This window comes from Sulfidibacter corallicola (assembly GCF_017498545.1).
Classification (GTDB): domain Bacteria; phylum Acidobacteriota; class Holophagae; order Acanthopleuribacterales; family Acanthopleuribacteraceae; genus Sulfidibacter; species Sulfidibacter corallicola.
The window spans coordinates 11,172,809-11,194,826 of the sequence record NZ_CP071793.1 but is presented as its reverse complement, the minus strand read 5'-3'; the positions used below and the strand labels follow the sequence as shown (position 1 = coordinate 11,194,826).

The 22,018-nt window shown below is 59.0% G+C and carries 14 protein-coding genes; 8 read left to right on the top strand and 6 right to left on the bottom strand.

Annotated features, from left to right (window positions below; genetic code table 11):
- Positions 1–41: 41 nt before the first annotated feature.
- The 4 genes from J3U87_RS33165 to J3U87_RS33150 form a co-directional block, all read right to left on the bottom strand.
- The gene (locus J3U87_RS33165; RefSeq protein WP_237380193.1) at positions 42–1,244 is read right to left on the bottom strand and encodes a hypothetical protein; all 1,203 of its coding nucleotides are present in this window, start codon (positions 1,242–1,244) and stop codon (positions 42–44) included.
- Positions 1,245–1,248: 4 nt separating this feature from the next.
- Entirely contained in the window at positions 1,249–2,028 is a 780-nt protein-coding gene (locus tag J3U87_RS33160) for an outer membrane lipoprotein-sorting protein (RefSeq protein ID WP_237380191.1), read from the bottom strand.
- 121 nt (positions 2,029–2,149) lie between these two features.
- Complete coding sequence (locus J3U87_RS33155; RefSeq protein WP_237380189.1) at positions 2,150–4,537, bottom strand: efflux RND transporter permease subunit; 2,388 nt, start codon at positions 4,535–4,537, stop codon at positions 2,150–2,152.
- A 1,025-nt stretch (positions 4,538–5,562) separates the two neighbouring features.
- Complete coding sequence (locus J3U87_RS33150) at positions 5,563–6,531, bottom strand: fatty acid desaturase family protein (RefSeq protein WP_237380187.1); 969 nt, start codon at positions 6,529–6,531, stop codon at positions 5,563–5,565.
- Between the two features lie 248 nt (positions 6,532–6,779).
- Between J3U87_RS33150 and J3U87_RS33145 the strand changes: the two genes are divergently transcribed.
- On the top strand, positions 6,780–8,036 hold the full coding sequence (locus J3U87_RS33145) for a cytochrome P450 (protein ID WP_237380185.1): 1,257 nt from the start codon (positions 6,780–6,782) through the stop codon (positions 8,034–8,036).
- A gap of 680 nt (positions 8,037–8,716) precedes the next feature.
- Here J3U87_RS33145 and J3U87_RS33140 read toward each other — a convergent pair.
- Positions 8,717–10,171 carry a hypothetical protein gene (locus tag J3U87_RS33140; protein WP_237380183.1) on the bottom strand — a complete coding sequence of 485 codons (1,455 nt, stop codon included), beginning with the start codon at positions 10,169–10,171 and terminating at the stop codon, positions 8,717–8,719.
- A 1,013-nt stretch (positions 10,172–11,184) separates the two neighbouring features.
- On the opposite strand from J3U87_RS33140, the gene J3U87_RS33135 reads away from it, so the two are divergent.
- The gene (locus J3U87_RS33135) at positions 11,185–11,919 is read left to right on the top strand and encodes a class I SAM-dependent methyltransferase (protein WP_237380181.1); all 735 of its coding nucleotides are present in this window, start codon (positions 11,185–11,187) and stop codon (positions 11,917–11,919) included.
- Positions 11,920–12,062: 143 nt separating this feature from the next.
- On the opposite strand, the gene J3U87_RS33130 is transcribed toward J3U87_RS33135, so the two are convergent.
- Entirely contained in the window at positions 12,063–12,650 is a 588-nt protein-coding gene (locus J3U87_RS33130) for a TetR/AcrR family transcriptional regulator (RefSeq protein ID WP_237380179.1), read from the bottom strand.
- Between the two features lie 266 nt (positions 12,651–12,916).
- On the opposite strand from J3U87_RS33130, the gene J3U87_RS33125 reads away from it, so the two are divergent.
- The 6 genes from J3U87_RS33125 to J3U87_RS33100 all read left to right on the top strand — a co-directional run bounded on the left by J3U87_RS33125 (position 12,917) and on the right by J3U87_RS33100 (position 21,939).
- The gene (locus J3U87_RS33125) at positions 12,917–14,839 is read left to right on the top strand and encodes a redoxin family protein (RefSeq protein ID WP_237380178.1); all 1,923 of its coding nucleotides are present in this window, start codon (positions 12,917–12,919) and stop codon (positions 14,837–14,839) included.
- A 13-nt stretch (positions 14,840–14,852) separates the two neighbouring features.
- Positions 14,853–15,128: a hypothetical protein gene (locus J3U87_RS33120; RefSeq protein ID WP_237380176.1), complete on the top strand. Its 276-nt coding sequence runs from the start codon at positions 14,853–14,855 to the stop codon at positions 15,126–15,128.
- The gene (locus tag J3U87_RS33115; RefSeq protein WP_237380174.1) at positions 15,125–16,267 is read left to right on the top strand and encodes an aromatic ring-hydroxylating oxygenase subunit alpha; all 1,143 of its coding nucleotides are present in this window, start codon (positions 15,125–15,127) and stop codon (positions 16,265–16,267) included. Before J3U87_RS33120 ends, J3U87_RS33115 begins: the two co-directional genes overlap by 4 nt.
- Positions 16,268–16,270: 3 nt before the next feature.
- Positions 16,271–17,398, top strand: a complete 1,128-nt coding sequence (locus J3U87_RS33110; protein WP_237380172.1) for a ferredoxin--NADP reductase — start codon at positions 16,271–16,273, stop codon at positions 17,396–17,398.
- 1,103 nt (positions 17,399–18,501) lie between these two features.
- Positions 18,502–20,328 carry a patatin-like phospholipase family protein gene (locus tag J3U87_RS33105; protein ID WP_237380170.1) on the top strand — a complete coding sequence of 609 codons (1,827 nt, stop codon included), beginning with the start codon at positions 18,502–18,504 and terminating at the stop codon, positions 20,326–20,328.
- A gap of 162 nt (positions 20,329–20,490) precedes the next feature.
- A complete protein-coding gene (locus J3U87_RS33100; RefSeq protein WP_237380168.1) occupies positions 20,491–21,939 on the top strand; it encodes a cyclic nucleotide-binding domain-containing protein in 1,449 nt (482 codons plus the stop codon).
- Positions 21,940–22,018 lie beyond the last annotated feature (79 nt).

The following is a 22,018-nucleotide window of genomic DNA, read 5'->3' as shown; positions in this document are numbered from 1 at the left end:
TAACCCACCTCGTGTGATCGGCAATCGCCGTCGGCGACGCCTCACCAGTACCAGCCCGCCTCCAGGCGGAAATGGTCGTCGTCGCGGAAGGCATGGAGCGGGTCTTCCGCCTCGGTTCCCGTGAAGGCCCGGTATTCCAACGAGAGGGTCAAATGGTCGGTGATGCGTCGTTGTCCCTCGACGTTGACGAAGTTCCCCCCGCCCGAGCCGTCGATGACCACGCCGGCCAGCAGTTCGGTGCTCCAGGTATCGTTGAGGGCCAGACGGGTGCCGACGAAGACGTCGTCATCGAACGGGTTGGTGGCGTCCTCGCCACGCTCGTCGTAGAGGTATTCTCCCAGCAGGCCGATATCGATTCCGGTCCCGCGCAGGTCGAAGAAGGTGTATTCGAAGCCGCCGACCGCGGCCAGGAAATCCCGATCGCCGAAATCCCGGCGATAGGTGCTCTCCCATTTCAGTAACCAGGAGCCGAAGGTGCCCTGAACGTCCAACCCCAGTTGGTCGATCACGGGGTAGAACGGCGCCAGGACGGTCTCACCCGCGGCGTTGCGATCCGGCTGCAGCAGGGGCTCGCGCGAGGTTCCCGAAAAATAGGAGGCGCCGAAGTCCCAGGCTCCCACCGTATGCCCGTAGCGCAGGGCCCAGTCGAGCCGCTCCTCTTCCGCGCCCGATTCGTAGCGGGCCAGGTCGTCGTCCACGATGATTGGCGTGCGCAGCCGCCCGTCATGGCCGGGGAAGGAGCGTTCGCGGAAGCCCGTGAGTAGGAAGATTTCCGCGGTTCCCCAAGATTCGATCCAGGCGAAGTTGATCATGGGCTGACCCAGTTTTTCTTCCCCGTCCAGGTTCTCCACCAGGTCGGTCTGGTTGATGATGTCCACCAGGTGCACCGACTCGGCCACGCCCCAGAACACTTTGCGCACACCCAACCGGAGTTCCCAGCGGTCGGCCGCCTTCAGCCAGGTCAGCTCGCGGATGTCCAGGTGCGACCGTTCCGAATCTTCGTGGTCGTAGCGCCAAAAGGGTTCGAAGGTGAACGATTGACGACCGCCGTCCCACTCCACGTAATACTCCGGCTGGACGGTGAAGGAGACGACGTGGCTTTCCTGGCGCTCGCTCTGGCCGTTTTGGGCGAACCCGAAGTTCTCCAGGGTCGCCTGGCCGGACCATTCCCCGGGCCGGGCGACCCCACCCGCGGCGAGCAGGAACCACAGGGCCCCCATGAGGGCGATTCTCGTGGTCGACATCGCTTCAGCGTGCCCGTTTCAACGCGTTGCGATCGAAGTTGCGATCGCTGAGACCGGTGCGGAAATCGTATTTCTTCCACCGCAACTCGGTACTTTTGCCCGTCTGGTGGTTCTGCATGAACATGCGGTCGGCGCGCCAGTACTTGCCCAGGTATTGCTGGTAGCCCTCGTAGGTGAGCGTTTTCAGTAGGGCGTCTTTGCGGTCGTAGAACTCGATTTTGTAGATCCGGTACTCCTTTTGGTCGTACCACACCAGTTGCCGCGTGTAGCCGGATTTGGGGTCGACCGGACGGCGCTCCAGCTTGAAGGCCTCGATCCCGTTCAGGTTCTCGGTTCCCAGGAAGCGGTACCTGTATTTGTCCACTTCTTGGGAGGTGAGGTCCTCGTAGGCGAATTCGCTGCCCATGAACGGGCCCGACTTGTTGCCGGAAGAGATGCGTTTGACCCGTTTCAGCGAGGGCAGGTAGAGCCATTGGTCGTCCGGACCCTGACGGTGGGTGAACGCCAGGAAGGCGGTGCCCTTGACGTCGCGGGGATTGTCGAACAGCACCAGCAGTTTGTCGCCGTCGTTTTCCTGTTCCAGGGTGCGGTTGCGCAGGATGCGCGTGCTCGATTTGCCTTGCCGGTTGGTGAGGATCATCTCCATGTCGGCCGTGAAATCGCCGAACCCCAGATCGCGCGTGTCCGCTTCACGCGCGATCTCCAGGCCGCGCCGCGCCTCCGGGGTCAGGGCGAAGGCCATCGTGGCGGCCATCAGCCCACTGAGAATCCAAAACACTTTCATGGGAACACTCCTTAGATTCGCGTTCAAAAGTCGCGGCGGTGCGATGCCGCCAAAGATCTCGCCGTTTGCGGCGGGGTCGTCACTTCGCGGCCCCACCGCGGTCCGATTTCGGTTGAGTGGATCAGGACACGGGTACCGCCGGTTGGGTCGGCAACCCGGCCAGTGCTTCCTGTTTGGGTGCGAGACTCAGCAACAGCGCCGGCAGCATGAGGAAATCGGTGATCAGCGCCAGCGCCAGGGTCATGGCCGTCAATTTGCCCATGCCCTCGTTCATGTCGAAGTTGGACATCATCATGATCATGAAGCCCAAGATCAAGACCAGGGTCGTCACGGTCATGGCCCGACCGACGGTCGAAAACGCGTAGCGAATCGCGGCCTCCGTATCGAGTCCCTTTTCACGACGGGCCCGCACGTATTTGCTGAGGAAATGCACCGTGTCGTCAACCACCACGCCGATGCTCAGCGCCGAAACGACGGTCAATCCGAAATTGATCTGCCCATCCATGAGTGCCCACAAGCCGAAGGCCGCGATCGAAGGCACCAGGTTGGGGATGAGACTGATCAGTCCGTATTTCAGGCTGCGAAGCGCGAAGATCAGGGTGAAGGTGATCATCAGGAAGGCCAGCAGCGTCCCTTGGAACATGCCGATGCTGTTGCGTACCGTCAGGTAGGAAAACATGACCGGCGGGCCCGAACCCGCCACGTGCATGTAGGTGGGGGCATGGGTTTTCAGCCAGTCCTCGCCCTGTTCGGTCAGGCCGCGCATGCGGTCGGTGGCCACGTCCTCGAGCGTGACCACCATGCGGGTGGCCGATTTGTCCACGTTGATCCGGTTGTTCAGGTCGAGCCCGTAGGGCAGCGACATTTCGTAGAGCAGCAAGTATTGGGCGGACATCTCCCGGCTCTCGGGAATGCGGTAGTAGCCGGGGTCGTCGCCGTGCATGTTTTTGTTGAGTCGTTTCATGGTGTCGCTCAGCACGTCCACGTGCAGCACGTTCTCCTGGCTGCGGTACCACTGGGCGAATTGGTCGATGGTATTCAGGAACTCGGGTTCCGAAATGGCACCGGGCGAGCCGGCGGGTAGGGAGAACTCGATCTGGTAGATGCCGGTCAGGTTGGTCGTGGCGAAATCGGTGTCGCGGCGGAAGTCGAGCGCCTCGTCGAAGTAGTGAATGAACTGGTCGTTGAGCATGTTGGTGGGTACCAGCGCGGCCAGGCCCGCGACCAGGAGGGCCGATAGCGCGAGGACCGGTTTGCGCCGCGCGATGATGAAGTCGGCCAACCGATCCATGCCGGTCGCGGTCGTCTCGGCTGGCTTGACCCGCAGCGGCAGCACCGCCGCCAGTGCCGGCAGCAGCGTGACCGAGAGGACGAAAGCGGCAGTGACGCCGATGGTGGTGATGTTGCCCAGGTCGTTCAGCGAGGTGACTTCGGCGAAGTTGAGGCTCGAGAAGCCGATCACGGTCGTGAGGCTGGTGAGGAAGACCGGCTGCATGTTCAGCCGCAGGCTCTCTACGATGGCCTCGTGTTTGCCGCGTCCGCGTCGCATCTCCTGGATCAGGGTCACCAGGATGTGGATACTGTCGGCCACGGCGAGGGTCATGACCAGCGTGGGAGCGATGGCCGAGGGTGGGCTCAGGGGGATGCCGATCCACGCGGTGGCGCCCATCGTCACCATCACCGACATCGCGATGACCAAAAGCGTGGCCACCGTGCCGCTCACCGAACGCAGCAGTAAGGCCATCATCACCGCGATGACCAGGTACATCAGGGGTACCAGGGTTGTCATGTCGTGGGTGGAGGCCTCTTCGAACGCGTTGTTGAGCATCACGAAGCCGGTGAGGAAAAAATCGAGATCGGGGTACTGCGTGCGCATGTCCTCCACCAGTTTCCTGGCGTGGGCCACTGCGGGACGCTGCTCTCCGGTTTCCTTACCCGGCAATTCCAGGGTGACGTTGACCCCGGTGACCGCCGTATCCTCGGGGATCAATCGATTGCGCAGCAACGGTTCGGCCAGTGCGACCCGACGCGCGTGCGCGACGGTCTCGGACGAGAGTCCCGCACTGTCCGTGACCAGATCCTCCACGATCAGGTCGTCGGCCTCGGCATAGGTGTGCTGGAAATTGGTGATGGAATCGACCCGGGTGGAAAAGGGGATCTGCCAGGCCTGGCGGGTCAGTTCCTCGATGGCGGGCAGCGCGTCTTTGGAAAAAACCTGGCCGTCTTTGGGCGCCACCACGAACAGGATGTTGTCGTTCTTGTTGTAGGTGTCCTGTAACTCGTTGAACGCCAGGAGTTGGGGGTCGTCATCCTTGAAGAAGTAGCGGTAGTCGTCGTTGATGACCAGGAACCGAGCCTGGGAAGCGATGAAACCGACGAGCGCGAAACAGGCGATCAAGACGGGCCAGCGGTATTTGATCAGGCCGCGGGCATAACGGGCGATACCCGTATCGGGCACGGGGGTAGGCACGGGGGTAGGCACGGGAGTAGGCACGGGGGCGGGAGCCATGGAATCCTCCGGGCGATATATTTTGGGACTGATCAGTCTTGAAACAAAATCAAGATACGTTTAACGGAACGATCAGTCAATAAAAAAGTGCAAAAAAATACCTGGGGCGCGCGTGACGTCTGGAGTGGGATTGCGGTCGTAGGTTGCTTAATCTGTTCAAATTATAGAGATTATACGTCTGGTTGAGCCCCGGGAGATCTTTTTTATTCTGGACTCTTCATTCTTGAAATTTAACCTTTTGGTTGAATGAGTTCTCGAAACCCACCGCACTGGCATGGGAGGCGAGACTATTTGCAACCGCGGAGCCACGCACCAGCGGGCATACCCGCTCGATTTCGAGAAAGAAACACCCTACCTGGTTTCTGGCGAAGAGCCATGGGTCATTCATTCAAAAAAATAAGCAGGAATTCGTGAAGATCGGAAACCGGGAAAGGATCGGCATTGGTGACATATTATGGTCCTGGCTTTTCTGGCTTCGATCATTCCAGCCTTCCTGATCAAGATTTGGCGACGGCAAGACCCAGCTCAGGTTGATTGCACCACTTTGTTTCAAAAGGGTTCACTGCGTTTTGGAGACAGGTACGAAGTGGTTGGGGGGGGAGCCCTTCTGAAAAAAACCTAAATGCGTATTTCTGTTCGACTTTGGTGTGAGCCAGGGTTCCCTGGATGTCATTTGGTAGGGCGTTTGAATCGAAGAGTTTGATATCCATAGCCCTTGCTGGGGAAGTAACCGATTTTTGGAATGCCTTCATGTACGGGATCCGCGGAGGGTTTCCGGGTTCGTGTCAATCTGGGTAAAGCTTGGACCAACTCCTAATAACCAAGGGTGAGCCTGAGGCGTGGTCTCTTGGATGCCCGAAAAGGAAACGGAGAAGTTCTTGCGGCATGCACCACCACTCGATCTCCCTCCAAAACTCGAACCCATGCTGGTCAGGCAATCGAATCTCCAACGACCTGTGTTTGTATTCTCTCCGTGAACTCCGCGACCTCTTTGGTAAAAAAGTCCTTCATTTTCAACACCATAGTCAACCGGTGCTCGCCATCCTCAACACCTCCAGGTAGCCGGAAGCGACCGGCGATTCGGTCAGTGCGCCGCGTTGCTTCAGCATGCGGTGCATTTTGGGAAGGCGGTAATGGGGCACGGTCATCAAGAGGTGATGCTCCAGATGGTAATTCACGTGGTGGGGGGCCACGGTGCATCGCGCCAACAGGTTCGCGTAGGTCGTGCGCGTATTCTCGAACGGATTCGTGGAGGAGCTGGTGCAGGCGTGTTCGGCGATGGCGCGCACGCGCATGAACAGGCTGTAGGTGGTCAGCCAGGCCGCCACCCACAACAGGTACAGCCAGCCGTGGCCGGCGAGGAACAGTATCGCGAACAGGATGCCGTTGGTCAGCAGAACCGGGCCTGCCTGACGGAATCCGTGAGAGAGGACCTGACCTATGGAGCGACCCCTTTGGTCGATGGCCACGGCGTTGACCGAAGCCGTGTAGGTGACGAACCCGAAATCCATCATCAACAGGCCCACGATGCGCTTGAGCCCGGTCAAACCCACCAGGTCGCGCAACAGCTTGCGGTACAGCGATGCGCGGGAGACGGGGAAGGGGGCCACCAGGCCCAGGTCCGTGTCTTTGTCCGTGTTGGTGTGGGCGTGATGGGCCAGGTGGTGGGTGCGGTACGCCCGCATGTGGTTCCAGGTGGGCGCGGCACACAGCCATTCACCGGCGAACTCGTTGAGGAACCGCGAGCGAAACAGGGAGCGATGCGAGGTTTCGTGCATCAAGATCGCCAATCCCAGTTGCCGGCCGCCCAGCAAGACGATCGCGACCAGCCAGGTGAGTGGGTGTGGAAAGGCCGCCGCCATCCAGAAGGTCGCGGCGATCAGACCCCAGGAGACCGCCAGCGAAGCCAGGCCCTCCCAATCCGTGGGGGTGACCAGGTCGCGAATTTCCTCGCGTGTCAAAACATCGGTTACGCGTGTTGCCGTGTGCGCCACGTGTGCCTCCCGCTGTCGGTCGGGTGGGTGGTTCCGCCGGAAACCCGAAAGGGTGGAAAAAGAAAGTCGCGTGAAGTTCCTGGGTGATATTATGAATACCAGTTCAACTTTTTGTCAACGATGCGCGATGTCGATGGGTTCTTGTCAGGTGGACGCGTTTTTTCTAAGAGGCTATGTTTTGCATTGAGGATCTATTTTTCGTGAAGGGGTGTTGCTATGATGTCGCCAGCCCCGTTTTGGAGTATTCCATGACCGAATTGACCGAGATCCCCCTCGGGGGCCCGGAATATTTCGCCGATCCCTATCCCTTTTACGCCCAGTTGCGCGAGCACCACCCCATTTGCCGTCATCCGATGGTCAAGGGTGTGGTGGTCAGTCGCTATGCCGACATCGATGCGATTCTCAAGGATTCTCGATTTTCCGCGGGGCGGTTGAAACCCTTGTTCGCACGGCTTCCCGAAGATTTACAGTATCGCTTCCGGCCTTTGTTCGATGCCCTGGCCCTGTGGATTCTGTTGCTCGATCCACCGGAGCACACCTCGCGGCGCCAATTGATCGCCAAGGCATTCACGCCGCGCCTGATCAAGGCGATGCGGCCTCGGATTCGGGCCTTGGTGGACGAATTGTTGGATGACGCGATCGCGCGTGGGCACCTGGATCTCATTGGCGATTTGGCCTACCCGCTGCCTGCGATCGTGATCGCCGAAATGATGGGCGCCCTGCGTGCCGATCGCGACCGCATCAAGCGGTGGAGCGACGATTTGGCGGCCTTTTTGGGCATGCCGCACCTCGATGTGGCGCGTGTGGCCCGCGCCCAGGAAAGCCTGGTGGCCTTGACCGACTACTTTCGCCCGTTGATGCAGGCTCGACGGGAAGCCGTTGCGCGGGGAACCTACGACCCAGGGTCGGGCGATTTGATGGGCGAGTTGGTGATGGCCCAGGAGGCGGGTGCCGCGCTCTCCGACGAGACCCTGTTGGCGACCTGTGTCATGCTCGTTTTTGCCGGGCACGAAACCACGACCCATTTGATCGCCAACGGCATGCGCGCCCTGCTGATGCACCCGGCGGAGCGTGATCGGCTCTTGGCGCGGCCCGAGTTGATGGAGAGCGCGGTGGAAGAGATGCTGCGTTTCGATTCGCCGATTCAGCGACTTTCGCGCACCTGCACGGAGGACCTCGAATTCCGGGGCCATTCGATCCGCAAGGGCGAGCGGGTGTTCCTGCTGATCGGCTCGGCCAATCGCGATGCCGCCCAATTTCCCGAGCCGGATCGTTTCGACGTGGGGCGCCGTGACAACCGCCATCTTTCGTTCGGCTCGGGCATGCACTATTGCGTCGGTGCGGCGCTCGGCCGGTTGGAGGCGCAAGTCGCCTTCGGGGCCTTGTTCGATCGGCTACCCGGGTTGGCATTGACGGGCCAGCCGTTGTCGTGGCAGGACAACGTGGGGTTACGGGCGATGAAGGAGCTGCCGCTTTCCTTCGTCCACGAACGGCATCGCGTCTAGTCCACGAACGTCACCCTGTTTGGTCCACTAAAAACACGAAAAAACACGAAAGAGCAACTCTCGGCATAGCCTGCCCAGTGTACGGTCGCCTTTCGATGGGTGTCAGGAGCCCGTTCCTTTTCGTGAACCGTAAAGCGTTGAATTTGAGTGTGTTGTGGGTGACTGTCCCCCCAAACCCCCCTTGAGTTCAGACCCTTCTCAGAGTATCTGTCGTGTGCCCCCATGGGTCCTGTTTATTCGTGTCAGTCCGTGTGATTCGTGGACAAAAAACATAGGTCGTTCGCGGTCCACCGCGGGAAGGAACCGACTCTGCAGGGATCTGCTCGTTCGTGTCTTTTCGTGTCTTTCCTGGACAAAAACACGAAAGGGCAACTCCCAGCATAGCCTGCCCAGTGATACGGCCGCTTTGCGATGGGTGTCAGAAGCCCGTTCCCTTTCGTGAGCCATAAAGTGTTGGATTTGAGTGTGTTGTGGGTGACTGTCCCCCCATCTGTGGGTGACGGTCCCGCCAATCTTCAACACCCATCATGCAACCACGCGGACAATCGCGCTGGAAACCGTCACTCCAATGGACAAGGACCGAACCCAGCAAAGCAGGCATGGCTACGGTAAGGATCAAGCCCATCCGGTTTCAGAACTCGTCGGTTTCCAGCGCGACTCAATCGGGCTAAACTGCCGGATTACTGTTTGGAGATGACACCGCACGTCGTATTGGGAACGCGGTTGACCTCGCTGAAAGCATTGGGGTTTTCCTCGAATTCAATTTTTGCCCTAAGGGGAAAACCGGCCCCGGGGTTAACGTAGTAACCGGTGTCAAAATGACCGGTATTGGGTACGGTCCAAGTAGACCATATTTGCGATTTCGGACCCGGTGCATAGAGAGTGATTTTGACCATGGTTTGCGGTGCCAAATTGGAAGACCAGGCAAAGTTGAGACTACTACCGTTCGGTGCACAGGTATTCAGGTAATGAGACAAGGATAGGTATGGCGAGGTACTGGAAATACGGGCAAACAGGTGACTGATAACCGCGCGTTTTTCCATCGTCATATGGTTTACTGGTACATAACGGCTCATGTAGTCCGTCTGCAGGTGATACATCACCACACCATCCGTAAAGCCGTAGGCCATGCGGGCAACATCCTGCAAATAATACAGCGAAGTATTGCCAGCGCCATTTTGGGCGGGGTAACCGGTGGCATACAACAAAGTATAAATTTTCGTACTACCGATTGATTGCGAAAAAGACGAGTTGAGATTGGAAATCTGACGAGGGAAATCGTTGATTCGGTCGTCCCTGAGACCGAGCAACCAGCCACCATTACTGTCATAAAGGACCGGATAAACTACACCATCGAAGGACGTTCGCACTACACCCGTTGTATCGGTGTAGCGATATTTTGCCAATTCGGTAGGATTGAGCAAAAAGTTGTGTTCACTGTTGGTTGGACGATGATAAGCGGTAATTAATAGTTCAAGTCCACCCTCGCGAAGCGTCGTATGGAGTTCGGCCATCGAATTCGGGTTGAAATAGTGGGCAAAATTTTCAACGCGCGCAACGTCAAAATCATCAAATCCCATTCCAACCAAATTCGAATGACCGAGATTACGAAGGTTCACGAGTTCATCGGCCCAAGTTTCAAAATCCCAACCGAACGGTGCGACCGAATATGCGGTGACAAAATAGGCGTATACCTGAACGCCAGGCGCTTCGGTCGCGAGCTTTGTCAAAAAGGAATCGAACTGATTCCAGTGGGCGTTCGTGGCACCGCTGAAAAAGTAGAAATAGGTATTAGCATGACTTTCTTTAATCCGCTTAATCAGACAATCCAAATCCAATCCATATGGGTCGCCGCCATTGGGGCAACCGGCAAACTCCACGTCCGTTTGCCCATTCCCCCCATTTTGTGTGCCATTGCCGTAATACATGCCGCGATAAACGCCTTTCATTTTTGACTGCGCCATCATTTGCGAGGCACCAACTCCGCAAAACAAACTCAAAACCATCAGTACTTGAAAAAATCGCTCCATCATAAACGAACTCCTTTGCAATTTTTGCCAATCGCCATCGAGAAAGAATGAAATCCAGCAGGGTAGGAAAACAAACATCAGAAAAGCCCTGTTGGCGCTTTTCAAACGAACGCCTCTCCCCACACATCAAAGAAAGTCCCAAACACGACTAAAAGCCGCCAAAAACGGTGTTTTTTTTAAAGAACTCGATTTAATATGGATTTTTAATATATGTGGTTTGCATCTAGTAGTTTAGGTTTTGTTTATAGAGTGTTGTGGGTAACTGTTCCCCAATCCGACCCCAGGGCAGGCTTCCGTGATCTACCAACGTCGAAGGGTTCCAGCAGGGAAGGATGTGCGAAGCTGAGAGGGCTTTTTCTCGTTTTTGTCCACTAAATCCACGAAAATACACGAAAAACCCTTCGTGACGCTCGCGTTCCCTGGCCGGCAGGTCGGTTGGTGGGAGCTGATGAACAACTCTCAGGTTGCTATGTCTAACACACTGGTAAATAACAAGGTGTATGCTTGAGAATTGATCGTGGAAGCGCGCGGTTCACTGGGCGGGCAATGTCGGGAGTATCCATTTCGTGTTTTTTCGTGTTTTTCGTGGACAGAAAAGATCCAACGGGGTCGGTTCCTCCAGGCGGTGGATCGCGATCGACAGTTTCTGTTTGTCCACGAATCACCCGGATTGACATGAATGGACAGGACCATGCGTGGCACACGGCTGGTGCCTTGAGAAACCTAGATCTTAAGATTAACAATACCAATTTCTTATGAAAATTTGTCTGTCATTTTGAGTCATATGGATTTGTGTTCGGTTCGGGGAAAACGCAATAGGCCTCGAATGGAAAGACTGTGTTCCTATTCGTGTAGATCGGTGTGATTCGTGGACAAGTCATCAAATGCCACGGGTGACGCGTCGCCGCACAGGAACCGAACCCGTCGGTCTTTTGGGCAACGTTTTGGTTCCGGGAGTCCATTATAGACGGCGATCGCCTCACTGGGCAGGCCATGGTGGGCACCGCCTTTTCGGGTATTTTCGTGATTTTAGTGGACGTCTAGGGCCATTCGTGTTTTCGTGGAACGGTTCTCCCCACTCGATTCCCATCGCCCTGAGATTCATCGGAGGTCGCGCCATGAGCAAAGTGAAAAGCCACTACGATCAACATTTGGGCCCAATTTACAGTTGGATGACCGGCGGTGTTCCCGCCGCCATCGAGCGCGCCCGCGAGGAACTCGCCACGCTCGGCGTCGTCGCCGTCCGTGATCGCCGCGCCGTGGATTTGGGCTGCGGCTTCGGCCCCCATGCCGTCGCCCTCGCCGACCTGGGCTATCGGGTGATCGCCGTCGATAGCTGTCCCGCGCTGCTTCAGGAGTTGGAAGCGGCTCGCGACAACCGCCCGATCGAAACCGTTCTGAGCGATGCCGCCGATTTCCCCGCGGCCTGCCCCGCGCCAGTAGACCTCGTGCTGTGCATGGGCGATACCTTGACCCATCTGGCCACGCCGGAGGCCGTCGAAAAGCTGTTCGGCGACATCAAATCCTGCCTGGCGCCTGGCGGACGGTTCATCGCCACCTTCCGTGACTACTGTACCGCCCCACTTCAGGGAACCAGCCGCTTCATTCCCGTTCGCAGTGACGACCACCGCATTCTGACGGCCTTTCTGGAGTATGGCGAGCAACACGTCATGGTTCACGACATCCTGCAGCAGCGGGGCCCTTCCGGTTGGGAGACCTCGGTCAGTGCCTACCCGAAACTACGTCTGGACCCGTCTCTCCTGGCTGCACGGCTGACGGAGATGGGCATGCCGGCCGAGGCGGGCGCCGCCGCGCGGGGCATGGTCCTGCTCTCTGCCCGATTGGGCGAATGACAAAGCGGTTTTCGAACCGCGGTGCCTGAACTCATCGCTCGGTTCGGACCCCGCTCGACATGCCCGAATCGGTCGGGCACCCCAACGCTCGCCTGATGACGACGCCTCGGCGCGGTGGGTCGAGACGGGCCTACCCCAACCGACTACGTTGCCGAGAGAGAGTCCAACAGCCGAGCCGAGTTGGCACGGGCGGCCTCGCGATACGTATCGGCCAGGTCCAGGGGACCCATCGATTCCTGGTTGAAGTAGATCGAGATGATGCCGTAGGCCACCGCCCAGCAGCGCTTGGCGTCGGCGTTCGGGTAGGCCTGGCCGAGGAGCGCGCCGAGTTTCACGACGAAGCCTTCCAGCCAGGTCGAGATCCATTCCTTGATTTGCGGGTAACGGCCCGCCGCCGCGATCAATTGCTCCATGACTAACAAATCCGCGGTCTCGGTCTGGGCCGTCTCGGGGAAGAACATGTCGAGCAGGGCGGTCTCGGGATCCGATGCCGGCAGCCATGAAAACAGCTCGTCCACCTGTTGGGCGTAGCGGGTGACCGCACGACGCGCCAACATATGGATCATCTCCTCGCGATTGCCCAGGTAATGCCGCACCAAACCGCGCCGGAAGCCGACCTCCGCCGCCACCTTCTCCAGCGAGGTGCCATCCAGGCCGTGGGTGACGATGCAGCGCTCGAAGGCGTCCAGAATCATGGTGGTTCGTTCTTCACTCAGGTTCTTGCGTCCCATCAGGTCGTCGCTCCCTCAGTGGATCCGTCGTAGCGGTCGGCTCCGGATGATAGCACGGAGATGCAGCCGGGAACGGAGGCACTTTTTTAGATTGTCTTACTTGACAATTTATGTGTTTGAATTTAGTTTGTCGAGAGTGACAATTTTAAGGAGGCATCCATGCCCGTCCGGCTCTTCCTGCATCTCCTGGCCCCCGCGCTCCGGGCACTGCCCGCCGATGCCGGCACGTCTCAACCATCCCAACTTCGCATGTAATGGAGGCAACCATGTCCGTCCGACGCATTCTGCATCTCCTGATTCTCACGCCCCTGGTCCTGCCCGCCGCTTTGGCCGCTCCCCAACCACCCCAAACGCAAAAACGACCCGAGCTCGCGCCCTTCTACGGATACCGAGTCACCGATGTGGACGGCAAGCTCCACCGTATGGGCATCGTCGACAAAGTGGTTCCCATGGTCGTGGCGTTTGTCGATGCGGCCTGCCCGATTTCCAATCGAACCGTGCCCGACCTCAACCAGCTCGCCAAGTTGGCCGAACAAAAGGGATTCGCCTTCTATGGCGTGATCTCCGATCCCACGCTGACCCACGAACAGGCCCGTGCCTACCGCGACCGTTTCGAGCTACGTTTTCCCCTGATTCTGGACACGCTGGGCGATATCGGCCTGCGCCTGCAGCCGAGGGCCGTGCCCGAGGTGTTCCTGATCGATTCGACCGGCGGCGTCGTCTACCGCGGCAAGGTCGACAACCGTTTCGCGGCCGTCGGCAAGAAAAGGACCTTGGTGACCGAGTTCTACCTGCGGGACGCCATCGAAGCCCTGGCCGCGGGACGGCGCCCGGCTTCGGCCGACACCACTCCGGTCGGGTGCCTGTTCGCGTCCTGGAAGCAGGCCCCCTCTCATGTGACCTATCTCCGTCACATCGAGCCCCTGATGCGGGCCAATTGTGTGGAGTGCCATCGCGAGGGCGGCATCGCGCCGTTTTCCCTGGATTCCTTCGATCAGGCGAAGCGGAGCGCCGAAATGGCGGCCTACGTGGCCGGCGCCGGAATCATGCCGCCCTGGCGGCCCCACGCCGACATCGGCAAATTCCGCGATCGGCGCGTCCTGAGCGCGCGACAAATCGAGGTGCTCAAGAAGTGGGTGACCCAGGAGACGCCGTTGGGCGAGGCAGCCGATCGCCTTCCGCAACCCGAGTCCGAGGATTCCGGTTGGCGATTGGGCGAACCGGATCTGGAACTCCAGATGCGCGAACCCTACGAGCTTCCGGCCCAGGGCCAGGATATCTATCGGTACTTCGTGCTGCCCTCGGGCATGTTGCAGAAGCGAGACCTGGTGGCGATCGACTTTGCGCCCGGCGATCCGACGGTGGTCCACCACGCCAACTTTTTCATGGACTACTACGGCAAGGCGCGTCAGGAAGACGAGAAAGACGAGGAACCCGGGTTTTCCGTCTTCGGTGGCGGTAGTTTCATGGAGTACGACGGGGCCGCGGCGATCGGCGGTTGGGCACCGGGCGCCGATCCCTACCGGCTCCCCGAAGGCCTGGGCATCGAGCTCTATCCGGGCGGCGATCTGGTCATCGAAATCCACTACCATCTGAGCGGGCGCCGAACGTCCGACCAAAGCACCATCGCGCTGTACTTCGCCGACCAACCGGTGGACCGGTACATCAGCGGCCTGGTGATCGGGACCCAGGAATTGCAAATCCCGGCCGGAGAGGGCCAATACTGTCGTCAGATCCATATGGAAGTGACGCGCTCGATGACCCTGATCGACATCATGCCGCACATGCACTACCTGGGGAAACGGGCCCAACTCAACGCGACGCTGCCGGACGGGACCGTCATACCCCTGATCTACGTCGACGAATGGGACCTGAACTGGCAGAATATCTATGTATATCTCCAACCGATTCATCTTCCCGCGGGTACCCGCCTCGACGGCTGGTTCACTTTCGACAACAGCGAGCAAAATCCTGCGAACCCGAGCCGGCCGCCCAAGCCGGTCGCCTGGGGTTGGGCTTCGGATGACGAGATGGCCGAGTTCTACCTGACGATCATTCCCGACGATCCGAAGGACCTCGGCTCCCTACTCGAAACTTCGCGTGCATCCTGGCTACGGGCCGCCGGCTGTACCGAGCCGCCGCCCGACGCGGCCTCCATGATTCAGGCCGCCCAGCCCGTGATTCGCTGAGCAAGGAGGATCCTTGGAACACAGACGCATGCCGGAAAAATGGCGAACCATCTTCGGTCTGGTGATGATCTATGCGGCGGTGATCGCGAACTGGGACTGGATGTGGGGCGTCTTGTACCTCTATTGGATCCTCCCCGACCTCGCCCTCCGCCGCACCCACTTCATCGAGGAAATCGATGCGGACCGACATCCCTTGTTGTTTTGGTTCCTGGTGATCACCCTGCTGGCCTTGAGTTCCTTCATGCTGGCCGAACCGCTTTTGGCGAAGGTATTCGGGAGTGTTTCGTGATTCATTTGCCCAAATCAGCCTACACCTCGTGCGATTGGTACGACCGCGAAATGCGAACCCTATTTTCAAATACTTGGCAATTCTGTGGTTTTGTGGAAGACCTGGCCGATCCGGGCGACTGGCTGACCGTTCAGGTGGGGCGCCACAATCTGCTGGTGGTCAAGGGCCGGGATCATCGGCTGCGTGCCTTCCACAACCTGTGTCGTCACCGCGGGACCCAGCTCTTGCGGGCCACGGGGAAGTCGGAAAAGGCCATCACTTGTCCCTACCACCGGTGGACCTATTCGTTGAACGGCGAGCTTCTGAGTGTGCCGGAACGCCAGCGGGAATTCCCCGATTTGGATTTGAAAAAGTTCTGTCTGCATCGGGCCTCGGTCGAAACTTGGCTGGGGATGATCTGGGTACATCCGAAACCCGATGCACCGGGCTTGATGCATTGGCTGCGGGACGTGCCCGACCACATCGGACCCCATCGCCCCGAAGAGTTGGTGCCGTACCCGGAAGGCGCCACCGATCACGAGATCGCCGCCAATTGGAAAATCGTGGTGGAGAACTACATCGACGGTTACCATCTCGCCCATCTCCATGCCGACACGCTGAACATGTACTGGCACGCGCGCCAGGAAAGCCGTTTCATCGGTCCCCATTTCGTGTTCTACGAACCCCTGTCGCCCGAATACGAGGCCAATCTGGAGAAGATGGCGCCCATGCCCCTGATCGATCACTTCACACCCGAGAAGCCGGTGGGTGCCTATGTGCCGATGCTGTTCCCCAACCTGGGCATCGCGGCCAACGAAACCATGTGGTCCATCTTCCACGTGATACCCCTCGCCCCGGACCGAACCCGCGTCGTGACGCGGACTCGGGTGATGCCCGTCTCGGAGCTCGCCTTTTACCGGCAATATCTCAAGTCGGCCCAGTACTATCCGAGCTCGGAGACTTCCGGGGACGACCCTCTGGCCAGCGGTAATTTCATCGACGAGGACATCTACGCCTGCGAACAGCAGCAAAAGTCGCTCGCATCGCCGTTGTTCTCGGTGGGTGCCACCGCGAAGAACCTGGAGGCCGCGGTGGTTCAATTCCAGGAGCACGTTCACGCCCATGTCACGGCGGTACCCTCTGCAGCGACGGAGGTGTAGGTCATGGCTGGAAAGGTCGATTTCGAACTGGAAGTGTGTCGCCTTGCGCGCACGACGCCGGACACCCTGACCATCACCTTTGCGCTGCCACCGAGCTGCCGCGCCGCGTTCGACTATCGCGCCGGCCAGTTCCTCACGATCGAGGTGGAGATCGAGGGCACCACCTATCGCCGTGCCTATTCGCTTCACGGTTCGCCGGCATTGGCCGATCCGCTGCAAATCACGGTGAAACGGGTTCTCGGCGGCCGGGTGTCGTGTTGGCTTCACGAGCGATTGCGCGAGGGCGATCGCCTGAGGGTGGTGCCGCCGCGCGGTCGGTTCTGCCCGGATATCGATCCCATGCACGCGCGGACCTACCTGTGTTTTGCCGCCGGTAGCGGCATCACGCCCGTGTTTTCGATTCTGAAGACGGTCCTGACCTTGGAGCGGCACAGTGTGGTCTTCCTGTTCTATGGATGTCGCGACGAATCCAACGTCCTGTTCGAGGCGGAGCTGCAGGAGTGGGCGGCGCGTCACCCCCAGCGCTTCACCTTGATCACGACCCTCAGTCGGCCCAAATCCACCGGCATGTTCTCCTGGCTGAAGGGAGCGGAGCCCTGGAAGGGCCTGGTGGGTCGCATCGACGGGAACCGGGTTCGCGAGTGGATCACGGCCTATCCGCCGCCCTTGCAGACCGTGCGCTACTTGATTTGCGGGCCGGGGACTATGATCGACGAGGTGCGCGCGACCCTTCTCTCGCTCGATGTTCCGGACCGCGACATTCTCTTCGAACGATACGGTGCGGCACCCGACGGTGCGGCACCCGATGGTGTGGTACCCGAGGGTGCGGCCGGAGGCGGGTCTAAAGAGGCGACGGTTACCGCTCGGTTGCGTGCGGACCTGGCGTGTGGCGAAGCGGCGGAGGTGACCGTCGCGCCGGGAACCACCTTGCTGCGGGCCTTGTTGGACGCGGGTTACGAGGTGCCCTACTCTTGCGAGGCGGGTGTGTGCGGGACCTGCAAGGCCCGGTTGGTATCGGGTCGGGCGGAGATGAAGCGATCGATGGCGTTGAGCGAAAAGGAGCGCGAAGCCGGTGCCATCCTGACCTGCCAAGGCGTGGCAGCGAGCGAGCACATCCGAATCAAGTATTGAGAGTTTCTGGGAGGGACGTCTCCATAGATGCAGGGTCGTTAATATGTGTTTTTTTTCTACCACAGAGTTCGCAGAGTTCACCGAGACAGAGATGGAGTAGATTAATATGTTTAGTATTGAATCGCGCTGAAGAGTAATGTGAAAATTTTGAAAATACCCTGATTCGTTTTCAATTTTAACGAAAAGGTTTTTGGGTAGTGATTTGGGTTGAATATTTTGGGTTTAAAAAAATAGAGAATGATCATTTATAAAAATCATGATAAGTATGGTTTGAAAATAGTTTTAATTTCAGTTTAACCCGTGCGACTTTTTGGTAGTTTCTTATTATCAAAGGTGAGCAAGAATGGAGTGGTTACTTGGAAGTGGACGGGGAGCGTGCTCTCGTGACACACCGTGGTGCTTTCGACCCGGGATCGGTCTTGCCGTCGTCGAAAAGAAATCGGGAACTCCGAAAATTCAGAAGCCAGAGCAAGCATTGACACGGCCTGCAGCCAAGAACGGTTCTACCTCCGGCGCAAAACCAGGGCGGTTCTCCTCCGATCCTTCTTCAGGAAGATGCCTGGCGCCTGGGCCGGCCTCTGCGATCTCCGTGTGCTCTTATGTAACAAACTCTGTAAAGCTCGAAGATAAAGATAAAAACCTAAAAAGGCGGATGTGCAGGGAGTTCGTCGAAAAATGTCGGCCCGGCGGGCCAACTTACTGCAACGACGCCCCTCTCACAAATGCGGGAACTCCCAAACGATTCGCTTCGATTAGTTACCCACCTGAAACCCGGGTCCCGGCCTGGGCGGCGACTTTGTGGTAACAAAAATTCCCTCCCTCAAACCCATCCCGGACCCACGACAACCCTCCAACCCAACCGAATAGACCTTGCCCCCAAGACCTTGGCGCGAGAGAATAGTCGAGAACACTCCCGCAATTGAATACCCTCCTTTCCTTCAGGCCGCGGCCGAACGCCGTTCTTCCGTGCTTGGGGAATGGTCGTCATTTCGCGTCCCTGTGTCCCGGATTCGATCTCTTCCCATGGCGTCGTCCGTGGTTGACATCCACCGGATCACACGCCGGCGTGAACCTGGCCACCGCTTCGTAGGCAGTGAGTTCTCATGGAGCAATTGTCTCAAAAACCCGATGTCGAAGAGCTGCTGACCCTCTTCTCCCAAATCGAGCCCTTCTCCCACTTGGAACCGGAGGCGCTCCAGGCACTGGCCCAATCCTCCGGTTGGAAGTTTCTGCCGAGCGGCGCGCAGCTCTGCGACTACGATGCACCGGGAGATCGCATGTTCGTGGTGGTGAGCGGGCGCCTGAGGGCCTTCAAGCCGACGCCTCGAGGCGAGCGCGTCATCGGCGAGATCGGCATGGGCGAATGCGTCGGTGAAATGTCGCTCCTGACCGGCGAAACCCGTTCGGCCAAGGTCTGTGCCATCCGGGACTCCGGCCTGGCCGTCATCACCCGAGAAGATTTCGACCAGTGGATCCTGCGTTATCCGAAAACCATGCTGGCGCTGGCCAGTACCATCATTCGCCGCCTGGACCGGGCCCAGACCCACGGCTCGGCGCCCAACCACCCCGTCAATTTCGCCGTGATTCCCTTCGGTTCCATCTCCTCCCGATTCTCCGAGCGCCTGGCCAAAGCCATGAACCACCGCGACAAGGCGATGTTCCTCTCTTCCGACCGAATCGCCAGTCTACGCGGCGGAGATTTCGATCCCCACGATCAGAGGGCCTACGACTACGCCCTGCTGAAGTGGCTGAGCATGCGTGAACAGGATCAGGACTACCTGGTCTACCAGTGCGAGCCAGGATGTCGGTTGTGGACCGACCTGTGCTTGCGCCAGGCAGACTGCATCCTGCTTGTCGGCATGCTGGGCGAAAACCTGCCCAACCTGCCCGAATACCTGGAACGCTGGGTTTCCGCGCCCGACGGACCCCGCATCGAACTCGTCTTGTGCCAGGAGGGGGACGAGCCGCCAACGGGTACCCGAACCTGGTTGCAGCGCTTCCCTCACGCCTTCCACCACCATCTGCGCATCGGCAACGATTCGGACATGGGGCGCCTGGTGCGGTTGCTGACCCACCGCGCGACCGGCCTCGTGTTAGGCGGCGGCGGTGCCCGCTGCTTCGCCCATATCGGGGTGCTGCGCGCCTTCGATGAGCTGGGGATCCCCATCGACCTGATTGGCGGGACCAGCATGGGGGCCATGATCGGCGCGCAGTTCGCCATGGGGTGGGACACGGAAACCATGATCCGCGAGAACCGCCGCGCCTTCGTGGAGTCCGGTTCGGTCCTCGACTACACCATGCCGCTTTTCGCCCTGCTTGCCGGCCGCCGATTCAAGAAGATGGGCCTGGACATGTTCGGGAACCGTTTGATCGAGGATCTACCCATTCGCTTTTTCTGCATGACGACCGATCTCACCCATGCCGAGGCCATCGCGCACTTCGACGGCCCCATCGAGAATCGCCTGCGGGCCAGTACCGCCGTTCCTGGCTTGCTTCCGCCTATCTTTTTGAGAAACAAGACGTTGGTCGATGGTGGTGTACTCAACAACCTCCCCGTCGACGTCATGCTGGGCCTGGGGCGGGGTCCGATCTTCGCCGTCGACGTCAGCCCGACCGAGGACGTCTCGCTTCAGGCGTCCAATTCCGAGTTTCCCTCACCATGGCCGGTTTTCTGGCGTCGCATCAATCCCTTCGCCAAGAATCCCGACCTACCCAGCATCCTCACGATTCTGCTGCGATCCGTGTCCCTGTCCAGCGTCACCGGCATCGATCGGGTCAAGAACCAACTGACCGGGTACCTGCGACCGCCCATCGACGGCATTTCCCTGCTCGATTGGCGGGTGCTGGATCGCGCGGTGGAATTGGGCTACAGCTACGCCCGGACCAAGCTCGAAGAAGGCCTCTCCAAGGGGTCGCCGGGTTCCGGGTGAACGGGCGGGGCGTGGGCGGGCGGCGACAGGGATTCGGTCGATCTGCCGGGTTCTGGAGTCGGCCGTTTTTCCGTTCGATAACTCCGTGGCTTCCCTTATCGGAGCCGAAAATCCTGCCGATCAAATCCCATAAAGTCCCAAATCTAGAATTGAGGTGCAAGCATGTACAATGCGTTGGCGTTGCTCAACGAGCTGGAACAAAGTGACATCGATTGGTTTTTGAACACGGGGGTCGAGGAACAGGTCATTTCCGGCAAGGTCTTGATCACCGAAGGCCAGCCCAGCGAGCACGTTTTTTTGGTGCTCGAAGGCTTGTTGAGTGCCACGCTCTCGATTCTCGAGGGACGCAAGATCGGCGATATCGGCCCGGGCGAACTGGTGGGCGAGTACTCCTTTCTTTCGGGCGAAACGCCCTCGGCCACCGTGGCCGCGGCGGAAAATTCCCTCATTCTGGCGATTGCCAAGGATGACCTGGATCGCAAGCTCGAGGAGGATACCGGGTTTGCCGCACGCCTCTATCGCGGATTCGCGTTGCTCAGCCTCAAACGAGTGCGGTCCCAGCAGTGGAAATTGGCCAACATGTTCCAAGACAAGGCCCAACAGGAACCCGCCAAGCTCGATATGTGGGACAAAATCGACGCCTATGCCAATCAGTTCAAGGAACTGCTGCAGGAGGCCGAGCGCGAGTCCCTCAAGAACAACGACGAAATTCCCGAGAACATCGCCACCGACATTCGCAAGGGTTTTCGCCAATTCAGCTTGATGATCAACCAAACGCTGGGCGAGGAGGCCCAGATCAACGAGCACGTCAAAACCGAAATCGGGCGCCGGCTTCAGCGCGAGTTTCTGCCCTACATGCTGTTGACGCGTATAGGCGAGCGCATCTACTCCAAGCCGCGCGGGTATGCCGGCGACTTTTTGACCATCGAGATGATCTACCGGGATGCGGAAGAGGGCGTCGGCCGAATCGGGCCCTTGCTGGACCGCTGTTTCCTGGACGAGCCGCCGGCCATCGCGGTGAAGAATCGCCGGGGCCTTCTGGTGGAGGAGATTCGGTCCGTCATGACCGAGAGCCAGGACGAGACCGCGCACATCACCAGCATGGCATCGGGGCCCGCCGCCGAAATCTTCGATGTGTTCGCCATGCTTCCTTCACCTGGACAGCTTCAAGCGACCCTGATCGACATCGATCTGCAGGCCCTGGCCTTCGTCTCCGACAAGGCCGATCAGCGCAAGCTGAAGCGCCAAATCAAGCTGGTCAACGGCAACCTGGTCTACCTGGCCACCGGCCGCCAGGAACTCAAGCTACCACCCCAGGATTTGGTCTACAGTATCGGCCTGATCGACTATTTCAGCGACAAGTTCGTGATCTCGCTGCTCGATTACGTGCACGGCCTGCTCAAACCGGGCGGCAAGGTCATTCTCGGAAACTTCCACCCGCGCAACACGGGCAAGGCGCTGATGGATCACATCCTGGAGTGGCAACTGATCCACCGCACCGAGGAGGACATGGACCGCTTGTACCGCAGTTCCGCCTTCGGCACGCCCTGCTCGCGGATTCGCTTCGAGGATCAGGGCATCAACCTTTTCGCCGAGTGCATCAAACAATAGGTGGCGCCCATCCAGAAAGGGAAAGAACGTCACCGCCAAGCGGGTTCGTCTGGATAGGTGCGATATCGGGTGACGGGCG